We start from the raw sequence: 15,457 nt of genomic DNA on the forward strand, positions 1-15,457 counted from the left end.
ACCCGCAGCGCACGCCGGACGGCGACGGCCACATCGGCGGGACGCGGGCGTGGCCGAGGCGGTTGCCGGGGTGGGCGTGGCCCGTCGCCCATGAAGCAGGCCTTCGTCTCGGCGGCCCGCCCCGGCTGGTGGATCCTCACCACCTGCGGCCTGGCCGTCCTCCTCCTCGGCCTCCTCACCAGCGGCCACTGGGCCCACCGCACCGCGGAACGCACGGCCGAGACCCTGGAATCCGCAGAGATCCGCCAGACGGTCTCAGTCGCCGGACGCCGCTAGCCGCCACCCCCGTCCAGGCGGAACGACGAACCCGGGCTCATCGGATACCAGCCCACCCGCAGCGCACGCCGGACGGCGACGGCCACATCGGCGGGACGAACCGGGGAGTCGGCTTGTTCGACCGCAAAGGTGCCCGGTGTCCACGCCATGGACTGGGCGGAGGTCGACCTGCGGCGCAGCCGCCACCGGTAGGTCGTGCCGTCGACGACGACGTGGCGGGCTCCCTTGCGGGACAGCGCCATCGGTCCCCCTCCCCCGCGGCGTTCTCAGGCCTTCGCGGTGGCCCCGCGGGCCAAGTCGTGCAGCCTGACCAGGCGCTCGCGGGTCTCCTCGTCGGCCGGGGTGTACGTCACCATGCGGGCGCCCTGTTCGGGGCCCAGCCACAGGTCCGTGTGCTCCAGCTTGAGGTGGCCCACGTGGGTGTTGAGGAACTCCTTGGTCTTGGTGCGGGCCGCGACGACCTCGTAACGCTCCCAGTTCTCGCAGAAGTCGGGGGATTCCGTCTGCAGGCGCTTGAGCAGCATCTTCCAGGCCGGCTCGCCGAGATGCCCGGCCATGGACGCGCGCAGCCGGGCGGCCATCAGCCGCTGGGTCTCCTCGAGGTGGACGACCGACGACTGCCAGTCCTTGTTGGTGTACGTGAGGAGGATGCAGTTGCGGTCCTCCGCCGGTATCGCGTCCAGGTCGCCGAGCAGGCGGCCGTAGGTGAGGTTGTAGGCGAGGATGTCGTACCGGCTGTTCTGGACGCAGGCCGGGATCGGCTCCAGCTGGCGCAGCATCGCACGCAGGGCCGGGGTGACGCTCGGGCAGCTCGCGGCGGGCGTCGGGTCGACGGCGCCGGCCAGCTGGAAGAGGTGGGCGCGTTCGCCGGCGTCCAGCATCAGGGTGCGGGCCAGGGCGTCCAGCACCTGCACGGAGACCTGGATGTCGCGGGCCTGTTCGAGCCACGTGTACCAGGTGACGCCGACCGCGGAGAGCTGGGCGACCTCCTCCCGGCGCAGTCCCGGCGTACGGCGCCGGGCCCCGCGCGGCAGGCCCACCTGCTCGGGGCTGATGCGCTCGCGGCGGCTGCGCAGGAACCCGGCCAGCTCGTGCCGCCGGATCTCCGAGCCCCGGGGCGTCGGCTGCGGGGCGGGCGTCTTGCGGTCCGTGGCCATGGTGGTCATGGGTTCCAGGGTGCCTGCCTCCTCATCCTGTTGCCAGGTACTTCTTGTACCAGGATGAGGACACTCTGGTACCAGTCTGCGCGGCGGCGCAGGCTCGGGGTCATGAGTGAAACCGTCACCACCCCGGCCGTCCGTACGACGGCCGCACCGCCCGCACTCGGCGGGCTCGGGCTGTTCACCGTGCTGCTGGCCGCGGCACTGCCGCTCGTGGACTTCTTCATCGTCAACGTCGCCCTGCCGACCATCGGCACCGACCTCGCCGCGGGCGAGGCCGTGCTGGAGCTGGTGGTGGCCGGGTACGGCGTCGCGTACGCCGTGCTGCTGGTGCTCGGCGGGCGGCTCGGCGACCTGTTCGGGCGGCGCCGGCTGTTCCTCGGCGGGATGGCCGCGTTCGGACTGACCTCGCTGGCCTGCGGGCTGGCGCCCGACGCCTGGAGCCTGGTCGCGGCGCGGGTCGCGCAGGGCGCCTCGGCGGCCGCGATGCTGCCTCAGGTGCTCGCCACCATCCAGGCCACCACCCGCGGCGCGCGCCGCGCGAAGGCCATGAGCCTGTACGGCGCGACCGCCGGACTGTCCATGGTCGCCGGGCAGATCCTCGGCGGGGTGCTGGTCGCCGCCGATGTCGCGGGGACCGGCTGGCGCGCGGTGTTCCTCGTCAACGTGCCCGTGGTCGCCCTCGGTCTGCTCCTCGCCGTGCGGGTCGTACCGGACACCCGGTCGCAGCACCCCGAGCCCGTCGACGGGCCCGGCACGGTCCTGCTCGCGGTGTCCCTGCTGACGCTGCTCGCCCCGCTCACCGAGGGCCGGGCCGCGGGCTGGCCGCTGTGGACGTGGCTGTCGCTGGCCGCGTTCCCCTTCGCCGCCGGCGCGTTCTGGGCCGTGGAGCGGCGGGCCGACCGGGCGGGGCGGACCCCGCTGGTGCCGCCGAGTCTGCTGGCGCTGGCCTCGCTGCGGCGCGGTCTGATCCTGATCCTGCCGTTCTCGATCGGCTTCAGCGGGTTCATGTTCGTCATCGCGCTGGCCCTGCAGAAGGGTGCGGGACTCGGTCCGGTGGCGGCCGGGCTCGCGCTCGCGCCGATGGCCGTGGTGTTCCTGTTCGTCTCCCTCGCCGGGCCGCGGCTGACGGCCCGTCACGGCACCCGGGTCGTCACCGCGGGCTCGGTGGTCCAGGGTGTGGGCGTGCTGCTGATCGTGCTGGCCGCCTGGCGGGACTGGCCGCACCTGGACTTCGGCTCGCTGCTGCCGGGCGCCGCCGTGGCCGGTGCCGGGCAGGCGCTCCAACTGCCCAACGTCTTCCGGATCGTGATGTCCGAGGTGCCGCCGGCCCGGGCCGGTGTCGGCAGCGGTGTGATGGTCACCACCCAGCAGTCCGCGCTCGCCCTCGGCGTGGCCACGCTCGGCACCCTGTTCCTCACCCTCGCGTCGAGCACGGGCATGCGGGACGCGCTGGTCATCACGCTGCTGGTGCAGTTGGCCGGGGTCGTGCTGACCGGACTGCTCAGCCTGCGGCTGCCGCGCGAGGTCGGCTGAGGCGGCGCCCGGCCGGGGTGGCTCTGGCCACGGCTTGGACAACTCCATGTGAAGCTCCCCCTGTTGATGTTCGTCTTGCTGCACACTCCTGTCCCGGCCGGGGTGTGCCACAGGAGCCGAGGAGACGTGAGGCGTCATGCCGCAGGGCAACAGCACGAGCAAGGTCAGCCGCTGGGACCAGCACGGCCGGGAGCACGTCGTCCGGGTACAGCGCACGGGGGTGCAGCGCACGATCAGATGCGACACCTGCGGCTGGCGCAGAGGCGCCCAGTTCCTGCCGTGGCTGAAGGCGGAGGAGCATCTGGCCGAGGCCCATCAGGCGACGATCGATCCGGTGGCGGACCGGCAGCCCTCGCGTTGAGTCCGCGGGTCCGGAGAGGGTCCTGGACATCCGCGCTGACCTGCGCACTTGACTGATCGGACGGCCGGTTACGCAGCGTCCCGAGTGGCCGACGCAGCGAAGTCGGGTCAGCCTGGGAGACGTCCGATCGAGCGACAGGAGATGACCATGACCTCCGCACCCCGCCACCGCCGCTACGGCCGCGCCCTGGGCGCCGGCACCCTGTCCGTGGCGCTGCTCTCCGGCGGTACGGCCGGAGCCCACGCCGTGACCAGCGCGAAGCCCCCCACCCCCTCGCCGACCCGCAGCAGCATGCCCGTCAGGCCTCCGGTGATCGCCGGCACGCCGAGCATGAAGCCGTCGCGGGTCCCGATGGCGATGGGCTCGATCACCATCTCTCCGAACCGCAGGGCCATCAAGGCCGGCGACACGGTGGTGTTCACCGGCCGGGTCACGGGCGCAAAGCGCGGCTCCACACTGGTGCTCCAGCACCTGCACAACGGCAAGTGGACCACGCTCCGGACCACGACGGTGGTCGGCAACAGCGGCCGCTACACGATCAAGCGGACCTTCACCAGCAAGGGCACCGAGCAGGTGCGGGTGGCGGTCAAGTCCGGCATGGTCCACTCCTCGCCGGTCACCGTGAAGGTGAGCTGAGCCCCCGTATCAGCAGGTCCACAACGGCCGTGAACTCCTCGTCCACGCCGGGGGCGGTCCACTCCCGGGCGTAACAGGGGTCGTGGAAACGGCCGGTGGCCTGGAAGACGGCTCGCGCAGCGGCGGCCGGGTCGAGCACCGGGAAGGTGCCCGACCCGGCCCCGTCCGCGATGATCCGGGTCAGCTGCGCGGTCAGGTCGGCGAGGTGCTCGCCGACCGCCGTGCCGCTCTCGTCGGTCAGCACCGTGTAGGTGGCGAAGAGTTCGGGGTCGTCGCCCGCCTTGTGCCGCTTGGCCTCGAACAGCGCCGCGAGCCAGGCCCGCAGCCGCTCCTCGGGAGTGCCGTCCGCGGCGACGATGACGGCCAGTTTTTCCGACGTCCGGTCCAGCCAGCGCTTGGTGACCGCCTCGCGCAGGGCCGCCTTGGTGCGGAAGTGCCGGTAGACACTGCCATGGCTGACGCCGAGCGCGCGGGCCACGTCGACCACGGTGGCCTTGGCCGGGCCATGGCGGCGCAGCACCTCCTCGGTCGCTTCGAGGATGCGCTCGGCGGTCAGGGTCTCGGTGGGCGGTGCCATGCCTAGACCGTACCCGGAGCCACGGTCAGCGCTCGCTGTCGAGGTGTGCCATCTGCGCGGTCGGGTAGCGGTCGCCGGCCGCCGCGTCCGCCGGCACGGCCTCCTCGATCGCCGCCAGGTCGGCCGCGTCCAGGGTCACGTCCAGCGCGCCCAGCGACTCGTCCAGCCGCTCGCGGGTGCGGGCGCCGACCAGCGGCACGATGTCCTCGCCGCGCGAGAGCACCCAGGCGATGGCGATCTGCGCGACCGTGACGCCCTTCTGCTCGGCGATCTTGCGCAGGGCCTCGACCAGGTTCAGGTTGTGCTGGAGGTTCTCGCCCTGGAAGCGGGGCGAGTGGGCGCGGAAGTCGTTCGCGGCCAGCTGCCGGTCGCGGGCGAAGTGGCCGGAGATCAGGCCGCGGGACAGGACGCCGTACGCCGTGATGCCGATGCCCAGTTCGCGGGTGGTCGGCAGGATGTCCCGCTCGATGCCCCGGCTGATCAGGGAGTACTCGATCTGCAGGTCGGCGATCGGGGCGGTGGCGGCGGCCCGGCGGACGGTCTCGGCGCCGGCCTCGCTCAGGCCGACGTGCCGGACGTACCCCTTCTCGATCAGTTCGGCGATCGCGCCGACGGTCTCCTCGATCGGCACGTCCGGGTCGATCCGGGCGATCCGGTAGACGTCGATGTGGTCGACGCCGAGGCGCTGCAGCGAGTAGGCGGCGAAGTTCCGCACGGCGGCGGGGCGGCCGTCGTAGCCGCTCCAGTTGCCCTCCGGGTCGCGCAGGGCGCCGAACTTCACGCTGGTCAGGGCCTGCTCGCGGAGGGCGGCCGGGGCGGTGCGCAGGGCCTCGCCGATCAGCATCTCGTTGTGCCCCATGGCGTAGAAGTCGCCGGTGTCCAGCAGGGTGACGCCCGCTTCCAGGGCGGCGTGGATGGTCGCGATGGACTCCGCGCGGTCGGCGTCGCCGTAGAGCGCGGACATGCCCATGCAGCCGAGGCCGAGGGCGGAGGTGTGGGGGCCGGTGGTCCCGAGGGTTCGGGTGTGCATCGTCATGCCTTCACCATGACATGACAGCTGACAGATTTCAATATCTGTCATTCCATACATGTCAGCGCGGTCCGGACCTCTTGACGAAAGGTCTGGACCAATCCACTGTCATGTCTACGACACCTCACCCGCACCCCCACCGGGAGGCCCGCATGCTCCGCCGCACGCTGTCCCTGCTCACCGCCGCCCTCGCGACCGCCTGTCTCACCCAGCTCCCGGCCGCCCCCACCGCCTCCGCCGCCGACACCTGCGCGGTGAAATCCCGGCCGGCCGGGAAGGTCCTCCAGGGCTACTGGGAGAACTGGGACGGCTCCGCCAACGGCGTCCACCCGCCCTTCGGCTGGACCCCGATCACCGACTCCCGCATCCCCGCGCACGGTTACAACGTGATCGACGCGGCCTTCCCGGTCATCCGCTCCGACGGCACCGCCCTGTGGGAGGACGGCATGGACACGGGCGTGAAGGTGGCGACGCCCGCGGAGATGTGCGCGGCGAAGGCGTCGGGGCAGACGATCCTGCTCTCCATCGGCGGCGCGGCGGCCGGCATCGACCTGAACTCGTCCGCCGTGGCCGACCGTTTCGTCGCGACGATCGTCCCGATCCTGACGAAGTACAACTTCGACGGCATCGACATCGACATCGAGACCGGCCTGACGAACAGCGGGAACATCGGCCAACTGTCCACGTCCCAGGCCAACCTGATCCGCATCATCGACGGCGTCCTGGCGCGCATGCCCGCGGACTTCGGCCTGACGATGGCCCCCGAGACCGCGTACGTCACCGGCGGCAGCATCACCTACGGCTCGATCTGGGGCGCCTACCTGCCGATCATCAAGAAGTACGCCGACAACGGCCGGCTGTGGTGGCTGAACATGCAGTACTACAACGGCAGCATGTACGGCTGCTCCGGCGACTCCTACCAGGCCGGCACGGTCGCGGGCTTCACCGCCCAGACCGACTGCCTCGACAAGGGCCTGGTGGTCCAGGGCACGACGATCAGGGTGCCGTACGACAAGCAGGTCCCCGGCCTGCCGGCCCAGCCCGGCGCGGGCGGCGGCTACATGTCACCGTCCCTCGTCTCCCAGGCGTGGAACCACTACGGCACCTCCCTCAAGGGCCTGATGACCTGGTCGATCAACTGGGACGGCTCGAAGAACTGGACCTTCGGCGACAACGTCAAGGCGCTGCAGCACCGTTGAGCGGCACCGGCGGTCAGCCCGCCGGTTCCGCCAGCGCCTTGACGGCCGGCCGGAGCAGGGCGGCGACCCGGTCGGCCGGGGCCTCACGCAGCGGGGCCAGGCCCAGGAGCTGGTGGCCGATCGTGACGCCCAGCAAGGTGGTGACGACCAGGGCGGCGCGCAGCTCGCGGTCCTCGGCCCCGGGCAGCGCGCCGCCGACGCCCTCGATCTGCCGGCCCAGGGCCTCGCGGGCGTACTCGGCGGCGGCCGGGTCGGTGAGCATGGAGCGCATCATCGCCAGGGTGCCCTCGGGAAGGCCGCCCAGCTTGAGACCGAGGGTGGCCAGCAGCCGGTCGACGAGCGCGTCGGCGTCGGTGGCCGCCGGCAGCGCGGGGACCGTCTGCACGGCCCGGGTGAACAGCTCGCGCTTCGAGCCGAAGTACTGCATGACCAGCGCCGGGTCGACACCGGCCGCGGTGGCGACGGCGCGGATGGTGGTGCGGTCGAAGCCCTTCTCGGCGAACAGCTCCCGGGCACGGTCGAGGATGCGCGCCTCGGTGGCGCGGCGGCGTTCGGCGCGGGTCTGGTGAGGAGCGGGCACGAATTCACTCTACAGCCGTTGACCGAACGTCCGGCGGGCTCCTACCGTGGTTGTGTCAACGGTTGTTGAGCGAGTGGAGTGAGCCGGCATGCCGGACCGTCAAGACCCTCGGACCCCGCGCGACGTGCTGGCCCGCTACTACCGGGCCATGCTCGACAAGTCCGCGGACGATCTCGCCGACCTGTACGCCGTGGACGCGGTCCACGAGTTCCCGTTCACCTCCCCCGGCTTCCCGCCGCGCTTCGAGGGGCGCGAGGCGGTGCGCGCGGGCTATCGGGCGGCGTGGGGCGCCGGCCCCGCGCAGGTCGAGGAGATCGAGCAGATCGCGATCCACGACACCGCCGACCCCGAGGTCGTCATCGCCGAGCAGGTCGTACGGGGATCACTGCCGGCCACCGGCGCCTCCTTCAGCGTTCCCGGCCTCCTGGTCCTCCGTGTCCGCGACGGACTGCTCACGCGGGTGCGGGACTACATGGACAGCGCGGGGGTGGCGGCGGCCAGGTCGTGACGGCAGGGGCCGGCCGTACCCCTCACCCAGAACGCCCGCCCTCCAGCCGACTGGGTCGGCTGGAGGGCGGGCGCAGGCAGGCCTGGGGCCTCGGCGAGGGCGGGGGTCAGCAGCCCAGCAGGCGGCCGGCCAGGTACCCCTCGATCTGGTCCAGCGACACGCGCTCCTGCTTCATCGAGTCACGCTCACGCACGGTCACGGCGTTGTCCTCGAGCGTGTCGAAGTCGACGGTCACGCAGTACGGCGTACCGATCTCGTCCTGGCGGCGGTAGCGGCGGCCGATGGCGCCGGCGTCGTCGAACTCGATGTTCCAGTGCTGCCGCAGCGCCTGGGCGAGACCCTTGGCCTTCGGGGACAGCTCGGGGTTGCGGGACAGCGGCAGCACGGCCACCTTCACCGGAGCCAGCCGGTGGTCGAGGCGCAGCACCGTCCGCTTCTCCATCTTGCCCTTGGCGTTCGGCGCCTCGTCCTCGACGTAGGCGTCGAGCAGGAAGGCCAGCATGGTGCGGCCGACACCGGCCGCGGGCTCGATGACGTACGGCGTCCAGCGCTCGCCGGCCTCCTGGTCGAAGTAGGAGAGGTCCTGGCCGGAGGCCTTGGAGTGGGCGCCGAGGTCGTAGTCCGTCCGGTTGGCGACACCCTCCAGCTCGCCCCACTCGCTGCCGCCGAACTGGAAGCGGTACTCGATGTCGGCGGTGCGCTTGGAGTAGTGGGAGAGCTTCTCCTTCGGGTGCTCGTACCAGCGCATGTTCTCAGTGCGCAGGCCGAGGCCCGTGTACCAGTTCCAGCGCTGCTCCATCCAGTACTCGTGCCACTTCTCGTCCTCGCCCGGCTTGACGAAGAACTCCATCTCCATCTGCTCGAACTCACGGGTGCGGAAGATGAAGTTGCCCGGCGTGATCTCGTTGCGGAACGACTTGCCCATCTGGGCGATGCCGAACGGCGGCTTGCGGCGCGAGGTGGTCTGCACCTGGGCGAAGTTGGTGAAGATGCCCTGGGCGGTCTCCGGGCGCAGGTAGGCGACGGAGCCGCTGTCCTGGGTCGGGCCGAGGTGCGTCGACAGCAGACCCGAGAACTGCTTGGGCTCGGTGAACTGGCCCTTGTTGCCGCAGTTCGGGCAGTTGATGTCGGCCAGGCCGTTCGCCGGGGCGTGGCCCTTCTTCTCCTCGTACGCCTCTTCCAGGTGGTCGGCGCGGAACCGCTTGTGACACGCGGTGCACTCGGTCAGCGGATCCGTGAAGGTGGCGACGTGGCCGGAGGCGACCCAGACCTCGGAGGCCAGGATGACGGACGAGTCGATACCGACGACGTCCTCGCGCGACGTCACCATGTAGCGCCACCACTGGCGCTTGATGTTCTCCTTGAGCTCGACACCCAGCGGTCCGTAGTCCCAGGCGGCACGCTGTCCGCCGTAGATCTCACTGCACGGGAAAACGAAGCCACGGCGCTTGCTCAGGCTGACGATGGTGTCGATCTTGTCGGCGGCCACGGTGCTCTCTTCATTACGACGACGGGCGTTGAAGCGAGATGCTTCCAGCGAATGATTCAGGTTACCGGCGCAGGCTCCCCCCGGACCAAATCGGCCCCCTCCCCGAGTCCCTCCCCCGGGCTCTCACCGGGGCCTTACCGGCGTTTATTGACAACGGTTTCCATGTTAGTTGAAAATGACTGTCATGAACGTACGACGACGCCTCATACCCGCCGCCGCGATCACCGCCGTGACCGCCCTCGGCCTCGGCACCCTCACGGCCTGCTCCGGCGACAGGGCGGAGGCGGCGAACACCGGCAAGTTCGACGTCATCGCGTCCTTCTACCCCATGGCGTTCCTCGCCGACCGGATCGGCGGGGACCACGTCCACGTCACCAGTCTCACCTCCCCCGGCCAGGAGCCGCACGACCTGGAGCTCAGCCCCCGGCAGATCGCCTCCCTCCAGGACTCCGACGCCGTCCTGTACCTGAGGAACCTCCAGCCCTCCGTCGACGACGCGGTGGCCCAGTCCCCCGTGAAGACGAAGATCGACGCGGCCTCCCTGACCACGCTGGAGGAGCACGGCAACGAGGTCGGCGGCCACGCGGCCGCGCACGACACGCACGAGGGCGAGGAGTCCGGCGGCAAGGACCCGCACATCTGGCTCGACCCGGTGCGCTACGCCCAGGTCGCCGAGGGCGTCGGCAAGGCCTTCGAGAAGGCCGACCCCAAGCACGCGGCCGACTACCGCGAGAACACCGCCGCCCTGGTCAAGCGGCTGACCGACCTGGACCGGCAGTTCAAGAGCGGCCTCGCGCACACCAGGACCAAGGTCTTCATCACCACCCACGCCGCCTTCGGCTACCTCGCCGAGCGCTACGGCCTGACCGAGGAGGCCATCAACGGCCTGGACCCCGAGTCCGAGCCCAGCGCCGCACGCGTGAAGGACCTGGAGACGATGGCGAAGGCCGACGGCGTCTCCACCGTCTTCTACGAGACGCTCGTCAGCGACAAGACCGCGAAGACCATCGCGCACGACGCGGGCCTGAAGACCGACGTGCTGGACCCGATCGAGGGCATCACGGCCAAGTCCCGCGGCAAGGACTACTTCTCCGTCCAGGAGGCCAACCTCAAGGCGCTCCAACAGGCCCTCGGCTCGAAGTGAGGGGACCCGAGATGACCAGCGATTCCGTCATTTCCCTGCGCGGGGTCACCGCCGAACTCGGCGCGCGCCCCGTGCTCCGGGGCATCGACCTCACGGTCCGCCGCGGCGAGGTCGTCGCGCTGCTCGGCGCCAACGGCTCCGGCAAGTCCACGGCGATCCGCGCCGTCATCGGCCAGGTCCCGGTCACCGGCGGCGCCATCGAGCTGTTCGGCACCCCGCGCCGCGCCTTCCGCGACTGGGCGCGCGTGGGCTACGTACCGCAGCGGACGACGGCCGCGGGGGGCGTCCCCGCGACGGTGACCGAGATCGTGTCGTCCGGCCGGCTCTCCCGCACCCGCTTCGGCGTCTTCCGCAGGGCCGACCGGGACGCCGTGCACCGGGCCCTGGAGCTGGTCGGGATGGCCGACCGCGCCAAGGACTCGGTGAACGCCCTGTCCGGCGGCCAGCACCAGCGCGTCCTGATCGCCCGCGCCCTCGTCGCCGAGCCCGAACTGCTGATCATGGACGAGCCGATGGCCGGCGTCGACCTGGCCAGCCAGGAGGTGCTCGCCCGCACGCTGAGGCAGCAGGTCGACTCCGGTACGACGGTCCTGCTCGTGCTGCACGAGCTGGGTCCCCTGGAGCCCCTGATCGACCGGGCGGTGGTCCTGCGCGACGGCTGCGTCCTGCACGACGGCCCGCCACCGCAGGCCGTCGGCCAGCATGCCCTGCCCGGCCACGACCACGTACACCCGCACGCACCGGCGGGCACCGAACCTCTGCGGACGGGACTGCTGAGCTGATGGACCTCCTGAACTACGCCTTCATGCAGCGGGCGCTGCTCGCCGCCGTCCTGGTCGGCATCACCGCGCCCGCGATCGGCATCTATCTCGTCCAGCGCCGGCAGCCCCTGATGGGCGACGGCATCGGCCACGTCGCGATGACCGGCGTGGGCCTGGGCTTCCTGCTGCACACCTCGCCGGTGTGGATGGCCACGGCCGTCTCCGCCCTGGGCTCGGTCCTGATGGAACTGATCCGCTGGTACGGCAGGACGCGCGGCGACATCGCCCTCGCGATGCTCTTCTACGGCGGTATGGCGGGCGGCGTGATGTTCGTCAACATGGCGCCGGGCGGCTCCAACGCCAACCTCATGTCGTACCTGTTCGGCTCGTTGTCGACGGTGGCGCCCTCGGACGTGATCGCGATCATGGTGCTCGCCGCGTTCGTCGTCGCGGTGACTCTCGGTCTGCGCCGCCAGCTGTTCGCCGTCAGTCAGGACGAGGAGTTCGCCCGGGTCACCGGGCTGCCCGTGCGGGCGCTGAACCTGCTCGTCGCGGTCACCGCCGCCGTCACGGTCACCGTGGCCATGCGGGTGGTCGGCCTGATCCTGGTGTCCGCGCTCATGGTCGTACCGGTGGCGGCGGCGCAGCAGCTCACCCGCAGCTTCGCCGTGACCTTCGCGATCGCCGTCGCCATCGGCGTGTCCGTGACGGTCGCCGGCACGATCACCTCGTACTACCAGTACGTCCCGCCCGGCGCGACGATCGTCCTGCTGACCATCGCCGCGTTCGTCGCCCTGACGGCCCTGGCCACGCCGCTCGCCCGCCGACGCGCCCGCGCGGCGGCCGCCGCACAGCCCGCCGGGGATCCGGCAGAGTGCACGATTCCGGCCACTCGGCCGGCCGGGGACGAGATCATCGTCTGACCGCCGACAGCCCGGGCTGGCACAATGGCCGCCCGGGCAGAAGCGAGACGTGAGGAGACAACGGTGACGACCGCTGGACCGCCCGTGAAGGGCCGCGCGACCCGCCAGCGTGCAGCCGTGGCGGCGGCCCTGGACGAGGTCGAGGAGTTCCGCAGCGCGCAGGAACTGCACGACATGCTCAAGCACAAGGGCGACTCGGTCGGCCTGACCACGGTGTACCGCACCCTCCAGTCCCTCGCCGACGCCGGCGAGGTCGACGTCCTGCGCACGTCCGACGGCGAGTCCGTCTACCGCCGCTGCTCGACCGGCGAACACCATCACCACCTCGTCTGCCGCGCCTGCGGCAAGGCGGTGGAGGTGGAGGGCCCGGCCGTGGAGAAGTGGGCGGAGGCGATCGCCGCCGAGCACGGCTATGTCAACGTGGCCCACACGGTGGAGATCTTCGGCACGTGCGCGGACTGCGCCGAGCACTCCGGCGGCTGACCATCGGCCGGCCTCAGCCCCGGTCGTGGCAGGAGGAGGAGCCGTCGTCGTTCCGGCCCACGCTGTCGTGCTGCCGGCAGTGCAGCATCGGCGCGAGCGTCCACAGCCTCAGCGCGGCAAGGGCGCCCACGAGGATGACGGCCCACCCACCCGCCGTACGACCGCGGCACAGCAGTCCCGGGCGGTGCTCATACGCGCGTGAGATGGCGGTCGAGTATCGCCCGCAGCCGGTCGGCGGCCGACGGGTCGCTCCGGCCGTGCTTCGGCAGCAGGGTCAGGCACCGCGCCTTCTTGCCGTCGCTGAACAGGACGAACAGCTCCGGCGTCTCCCGGTACACCGGCCGCGCACCCCACCCCTGCGTGACGGTGATGTGTTCCCCGCGGATCGTCACCCCGGTGTCCGTCACCGTCGTACTGTGGGCAGGTCGATGTCCCCGTCGGAGGCCAGGAGGGCGCACCACAGCACCCCTACGGCCACCGCCGCCACCAGATGCCGGACCGCGTCCTGCCCCATGTCCATGACCATGAGGCGGGATCATACGGGGCCGAACAGCGGCTCAGTCCCGTCCGAAGCAGCGCTCCAGTTCGTCCAGATCGTAGAAGGCGCTGCCCTTGGCGACGGGACGGCAATCCGCCTTGAACGGCGTCTCGCGCTCGTTGTAGAGCATGCGCACGAGGTAACGGCCGTCCTTCTCGTACACGTCCCACTGGACGTTGGCGCCGAGCGGGGCCACCGACGCCCCCCGCCAGGGGTTGTCGGCGTAGGTGTACGGCTTACTGGGCGTCGCCGGCTTCGTGCTGCCGGGCAGGCCCATCAGCGCGGCCAGGGGGATGATCTCCTCGGCGTGGGTGAAGCGCAGCTCGGCGCCGAGGTGGCTGGTGCCGGCGCGCTTGGCCTCCACCTGCTTGAAGAGGTCGTCCAGGAGGACGCCGGCCATCTTGTAGGTGATGTCGCTGGCGGAGAAGCCGGGGCCCTTCTCGTAGAAGTCCTCGGCGTCCCCGAGGTAGCCGAACCAGGCGGCGTCCGAGCGGGAGATGTAGCGGTCCATGCCCCAGCCCCCGCCGTCCGGGTCCGGGCTCTCGTCGTTCATCGCCGGCGCGATGGCGTACAGGTTGTAGACGGCCTGTGCGGCGCCGACCTGGTCGCTGATCCCGTCGACGAACGGCGCCTTGAAGATCCGCCGCAGCACGCTGCGCGCGGCCTCGTGCGTCCTGGGCTGGTCGCTGATCGCGTTCAGCGTGTCCTTGAGCCGCTGGTCGTTCGCGATGTAGTCCCGGTACGCGGCACCACCCGCCGCCTTGTGGAAGTACAGCAGGTCCTTGTCCGTCCGGGTCGCCCCGATCAGCGGCTTCAGCGCGGGGTCGGCGGCGGCGAGGGCGCCGGTGTACTCGCTCGCGCTGTCCACGGCCCGCCCCTGCCCGGAGCTGACCACGTCGATCTTCTCGCCCTGCTCGGCGATGTCTTTGAACAGGGCGGGCAGGCGCTGCTCCATGCGCGTCGCCGTGTCCCGCATCTCCTGCCGGCCGCGTCCGCTGAGGTTGCCGTACCCGACCTTCTCCATGGCGGCCATGAGCGCCCGTACGGTCGGCCCGAACTCCTCGTCTTTGCCGGTGAGTTGGCCCTCCTCCCGCGCCTTGTCCCACAGCCCGAGGATCAGGTCGCCGTCCTCGCTGCCGGTCGCCGCACGGGAGCCGTGCCGGGAGACGTTCTCGGTGAAGACGGCGGTGTAACCGGCCGGGGGCCGCTGGTAGCCGCGCGGGTTCTGTCCGGGTGCGTACGGGGCCTTGGTGCCGTAACTCTCGCGGTGCGCGGGGCCGTCGGCGGCGTGCGCCGGCAGCGCGGTGAGCAGCAGGGCGCCGAGGGCGAGAACAGGCGTGAGACGTCTCATAAGACCCCCATCCTCGGCGGCCCGCGTGAACCGCCGGTGGCTACGAAGTGGAATCACCCTTCATCGCGGCCTCCATGGCGAGGAGCTCCTCGTTCGGGACGGCGCCGCCGAACCGCCGGTCGCGGGAGGCGAATTCGACACAGGCCCGCCACAGGTCACGGCGGTCGAAGTCGGGCCACAACACGTCCTGGAAGACCATCTCGGCGTACGCGCTCTGCCAGAGCAGGTAGTTGGAGGTGCGCTGCTCCCCGCTGGGGCGCAGGAAGAGGTCGACGTCCGGCATGTCCGGGTAGTACAGGTACTTCTGGACGGTCTTCTCGTTGACCTTCGCCGGGTCCAGCCGCCCGGCCGCGACGTCCTCGGCCAACGCCTTCGCCGCGTCCGCGATCTCGGCCCGCCCGCCGTAGTTCATGCAGAAGTACAGCGTGAGCAGGTCGTTGTCCTTGGTCTGCTCCTGGGCGACCTGCAGCTCCTTGGCGACGGACTTCCACAGCCTGGGCATACGGCCCACCCAGCGCACCCGGATGCCGAGCTCGTCGAGCTGGTCCCGCGTCTTGCGGATGAAGTCTCGGTTGAAGTTCATCAGGAAGCGGACCTCGTCGGGCGACCGCTTCCAGTTCTCGGTGGAGAAGGCGTAGAGGGAGATGTTGCGCACGCCGACCTCGATCGAGCCCTGGAGCACGTCCAGCACCCGCTCGGCCCCGACCTTGTGGCCCTCGGTCCTGGGCAGCCCGCGCTCCTTGGCCCACCTGCCGTTGCCGTCCATGACGATGGCCACGTGGTTCGGGACCAGCTCGCCGGGGAGCTTGGGCGCGCGGGCGCCGGACGGGTGCGGCTCCGGCGCCTTGTACTCGCGCCGCTGGCGCCCCAGGATCCCGCGTACGACCATGTGCTTCTCGTCTCCC

The 15,457-nt window shown here is 71.1% G+C and carries 20 protein-coding genes; 10 read left to right on the forward strand and 10 right to left on the reverse strand.

What is annotated here, in order from left to right; genetic code table 11:
- The first annotated feature begins 90 nt into the window (after positions 1–90).
- Entirely contained in the window at positions 91–276 is a 186-nt protein-coding gene (locus ACQPXS_RS17230) for a hypothetical protein (RefSeq protein ID WP_433450190.1), read from the forward strand.
- Here ACQPXS_RS17230 and ACQPXS_RS17235 read toward each other — a convergent pair.
- Together ACQPXS_RS17235 and ACQPXS_RS17240 are read right to left on the reverse strand one after the other, a co-directional pair.
- A complete protein-coding gene (locus ACQPXS_RS17235; protein WP_433450191.1) occupies positions 273–518 on the reverse strand; it encodes a hypothetical protein in 246 nt (81 codons plus the stop codon). The genes ACQPXS_RS17230 and ACQPXS_RS17235 overlap by 4 nt on opposite strands.
- Before the next feature lie 24 nt (positions 519–542).
- Positions 543–1,442, reverse strand: coding sequence for a helix-turn-helix transcriptional regulator (locus tag ACQPXS_RS17240; protein WP_433450193.1), 900 nt, complete (start codon positions 1,440–1,442; stop codon positions 543–545).
- A gap of 102 nt (positions 1,443–1,544) precedes the next feature.
- Between ACQPXS_RS17240 and ACQPXS_RS17245 the strand changes: the two genes are divergently transcribed.
- From ACQPXS_RS17245 to ACQPXS_RS17255, 3 genes are all read left to right on the forward strand, one after another.
- Entirely contained in the window at positions 1,545–2,972 is a 1,428-nt protein-coding gene (locus ACQPXS_RS17245; RefSeq protein ID WP_433450194.1) for an MFS transporter, read from the forward strand.
- A 136-nt stretch (positions 2,973–3,108) separates the two neighbouring features.
- Positions 3,109–3,333, forward strand: a complete 225-nt coding sequence (locus ACQPXS_RS17250) for a hypothetical protein (RefSeq protein WP_351797945.1) — start codon at positions 3,109–3,111, stop codon at positions 3,331–3,333.
- Between the two features lie 147 nt (positions 3,334–3,480).
- Entirely contained in the window at positions 3,481–3,969 is a 489-nt protein-coding gene (locus ACQPXS_RS17255) for a hypothetical protein (RefSeq protein ID WP_433450196.1), read from the forward strand.
- On the opposite strand, the gene ACQPXS_RS17260 is transcribed toward ACQPXS_RS17255, so the two are convergent.
- Both ACQPXS_RS17260 and ACQPXS_RS17265 read right to left on the reverse strand, forming a co-directional pair.
- Complete coding sequence (locus ACQPXS_RS17260; RefSeq protein WP_351797941.1) at positions 3,950–4,546, reverse strand: TetR family transcriptional regulator; 597 nt, start codon at positions 4,544–4,546, stop codon at positions 3,950–3,952. The two genes, ACQPXS_RS17255 and ACQPXS_RS17260, sit on opposite strands and share 20 nt — an antisense overlap.
- Before the next feature lie 25 nt (positions 4,547–4,571).
- Positions 4,572–5,582, reverse strand: coding sequence for an aldo/keto reductase (locus tag ACQPXS_RS17265; protein WP_433450198.1), 1,011 nt, complete (start codon positions 5,580–5,582; stop codon positions 4,572–4,574).
- A gap of 146 nt (positions 5,583–5,728) precedes the next feature.
- Here ACQPXS_RS17265 and ACQPXS_RS17270 point away from each other — a divergent pair, with 146 nt between their 5' ends.
- A complete protein-coding gene (locus ACQPXS_RS17270) occupies positions 5,729–6,775 on the forward strand; it encodes a chitinase (RefSeq protein WP_433455842.1) in 1,047 nt (348 codons plus the stop codon).
- Positions 6,776–6,788: 13 nt separating this feature from the next.
- On the opposite strand, the gene ACQPXS_RS17275 is transcribed toward ACQPXS_RS17270, so the two are convergent.
- The gene (locus ACQPXS_RS17275; protein ID WP_433450199.1) at positions 6,789–7,355 is read right to left on the reverse strand and encodes a TetR/AcrR family transcriptional regulator; all 567 of its coding nucleotides are present in this window, start codon (positions 7,353–7,355) and stop codon (positions 6,789–6,791) included.
- 88 nt (positions 7,356–7,443) lie between these two features.
- Between ACQPXS_RS17275 and ACQPXS_RS17280 the strand changes: the two genes are divergently transcribed.
- The gene (locus tag ACQPXS_RS17280) at positions 7,444–7,863 is read left to right on the forward strand and encodes a nuclear transport factor 2 family protein (protein ID WP_433450200.1); all 420 of its coding nucleotides are present in this window, start codon (positions 7,444–7,446) and stop codon (positions 7,861–7,863) included.
- A gap of 106 nt (positions 7,864–7,969) precedes the next feature.
- On the opposite strand, the gene ACQPXS_RS17285 is transcribed toward ACQPXS_RS17280, so the two are convergent.
- Positions 7,970–9,352: a glycine--tRNA ligase gene (locus tag ACQPXS_RS17285; protein ID WP_351203141.1), complete on the reverse strand. Its 1,383-nt coding sequence runs from the start codon at positions 9,350–9,352 to the stop codon at positions 7,970–7,972.
- Between the two features lie 184 nt (positions 9,353–9,536).
- On the opposite strand from ACQPXS_RS17285, the gene ACQPXS_RS17290 reads away from it, so the two are divergent.
- From ACQPXS_RS17290 to ACQPXS_RS17305, 4 genes are all read left to right on the forward strand, one after another.
- Positions 9,537–10,496: a metal ABC transporter substrate-binding protein gene (locus ACQPXS_RS17290; RefSeq protein WP_433450201.1), complete on the forward strand. Its 960-nt coding sequence runs from the start codon at positions 9,537–9,539 to the stop codon at positions 10,494–10,496.
- Between the two features lie 11 nt (positions 10,497–10,507).
- Positions 10,508–11,278 (forward strand): metal ABC transporter ATP-binding protein, encoded by a 771-nt coding sequence (locus tag ACQPXS_RS17295; protein ID WP_356302682.1) that lies wholly within the window; start codon positions 10,508–10,510, stop codon positions 11,276–11,278.
- The gene (locus ACQPXS_RS17300) at positions 11,278–12,180 is read left to right on the forward strand and encodes a metal ABC transporter permease (RefSeq protein ID WP_433450204.1); all 903 of its coding nucleotides are present in this window, start codon (positions 11,278–11,280) and stop codon (positions 12,178–12,180) included. The genes ACQPXS_RS17295 and ACQPXS_RS17300 overlap by 1 nt, the downstream gene beginning before the upstream one ends.
- Positions 12,181–12,243: 63 nt before the next feature.
- The gene (locus ACQPXS_RS17305; protein WP_351797925.1) at positions 12,244–12,663 is read left to right on the forward strand and encodes a Fur family transcriptional regulator; all 420 of its coding nucleotides are present in this window, start codon (positions 12,244–12,246) and stop codon (positions 12,661–12,663) included.
- A gap of 188 nt (positions 12,664–12,851) precedes the next feature.
- On the opposite strand, the gene ACQPXS_RS17310 is transcribed toward ACQPXS_RS17305, so the two are convergent.
- The 4 genes from ACQPXS_RS17310 to ACQPXS_RS17325 are packed head-to-tail and all read right to left on the reverse strand — an operon-like array spanning position 12,852 to position 15,441.
- Positions 12,852–13,070, reverse strand: a complete 219-nt coding sequence (locus tag ACQPXS_RS17310; RefSeq protein WP_433450205.1) for a YcxB family protein — start codon at positions 13,068–13,070, stop codon at positions 12,852–12,854.
- Positions 13,067–13,189: a hypothetical protein gene (locus tag ACQPXS_RS17315; protein WP_433450206.1), complete on the reverse strand. Its 123-nt coding sequence runs from the start codon at positions 13,187–13,189 to the stop codon at positions 13,067–13,069. The genes ACQPXS_RS17310 and ACQPXS_RS17315 overlap by 4 nt, the downstream gene beginning before the upstream one ends.
- Positions 13,190–13,220: 31 nt before the next feature.
- Positions 13,221–14,552, reverse strand: a complete 1,332-nt coding sequence (locus ACQPXS_RS17320) for a histidine-type phosphatase (RefSeq protein WP_433450207.1) — start codon at positions 14,550–14,552, stop codon at positions 13,221–13,223.
- Between the two features lie 40 nt (positions 14,553–14,592).
- Positions 14,593–15,441: an isoprenyl transferase gene (locus tag ACQPXS_RS17325; RefSeq protein WP_351797917.1), complete on the reverse strand. Its 849-nt coding sequence runs from the start codon at positions 15,439–15,441 to the stop codon at positions 14,593–14,595.
- Positions 15,442–15,457 lie beyond the last annotated feature (16 nt).

Source organism: Streptomyces sp. CA-142005 (assembly GCF_050942335.1).
Taxonomy (GTDB): domain Bacteria; phylum Actinomycetota; class Actinomycetes; order Streptomycetales; family Streptomycetaceae; genus Streptomyces.

Excerpts from the sequence above, each read along its gene's own strand:
- ACQPXS_RS17235 (WP_433450191.1), bottom strand. The coding sequence starts at position 518 with ATGGCGCTGTCCCGCAAGGGAGCCCGCCACGTCGTCGTCGACGGCACG.
- ACQPXS_RS17300 (WP_433450204.1), top strand. The coding sequence starts at position 11,278 with ATGGACCTCCTGAACTACGCCTTCATGCAGCGGGCGCTGCTCGCCGCC.
- ACQPXS_RS17280 (WP_433450200.1), top strand. The coding sequence starts at position 7,444 with ATGCCGGACCGTCAAGACCCTCGGACCCCGCGCGACGTGCTGGCCCGC.
- ACQPXS_RS17270 (WP_433455842.1), top strand. The coding sequence starts at position 5,729 with ATGCTCCGCCGCACGCTGTCCCTGCTCACCGCCGCCCTCGCGACCGCC.
- ACQPXS_RS17255 (WP_433450196.1), top strand. The coding sequence starts at position 3,481 with ATGACCTCCGCACCCCGCCACCGCCGCTACGGCCGCGCCCTGGGCGCC.
- ACQPXS_RS17325 (WP_351797917.1), bottom strand. The coding sequence starts at position 15,441 with ATGGTCGTACGCGGGATCCTGGGGCGCCAGCGGCGCGAGTACAAGGCG.
- ACQPXS_RS17240 (WP_433450193.1), bottom strand. The coding sequence starts at position 1,442 with ATGACCACCATGGCCACGGACCGCAAGACGCCCGCCCCGCAGCCGACG.
- ACQPXS_RS17265 (WP_433450198.1), bottom strand. The coding sequence starts at position 5,582 with ATGACGATGCACACCCGAACCCTCGGGACCACCGGCCCCCACACCTCC.
- ACQPXS_RS17315 (WP_433450206.1), bottom strand. The coding sequence starts at position 13,189 with ATGGTCATGGACATGGGGCAGGACGCGGTCCGGCATCTGGTGGCGGCG.
- ACQPXS_RS17250 (WP_351797945.1), top strand. The coding sequence starts at position 3,109 with ATGCCGCAGGGCAACAGCACGAGCAAGGTCAGCCGCTGGGACCAGCAC.
- ACQPXS_RS17320 (WP_433450207.1), bottom strand. The coding sequence starts at position 14,552 with ATGAGACGTCTCACGCCTGTTCTCGCCCTCGGCGCCCTGCTGCTCACC.
- ACQPXS_RS17260 (WP_351797941.1), bottom strand. The coding sequence starts at position 4,546 with ATGGCACCGCCCACCGAGACCCTGACCGCCGAGCGCATCCTCGAAGCG.
- ACQPXS_RS17230 (WP_433450190.1), top strand. The coding sequence starts at position 91 with ATGAAGCAGGCCTTCGTCTCGGCGGCCCGCCCCGGCTGGTGGATCCTC.
- ACQPXS_RS17290 (WP_433450201.1), top strand. The coding sequence starts at position 9,537 with ATGAACGTACGACGACGCCTCATACCCGCCGCCGCGATCACCGCCGTG.
- ACQPXS_RS17245 (WP_433450194.1), top strand. The coding sequence starts at position 1,545 with ATGAGTGAAACCGTCACCACCCCGGCCGTCCGTACGACGGCCGCACCG.
- ACQPXS_RS17295 (WP_356302682.1), top strand. The coding sequence starts at position 10,508 with ATGACCAGCGATTCCGTCATTTCCCTGCGCGGGGTCACCGCCGAACTC.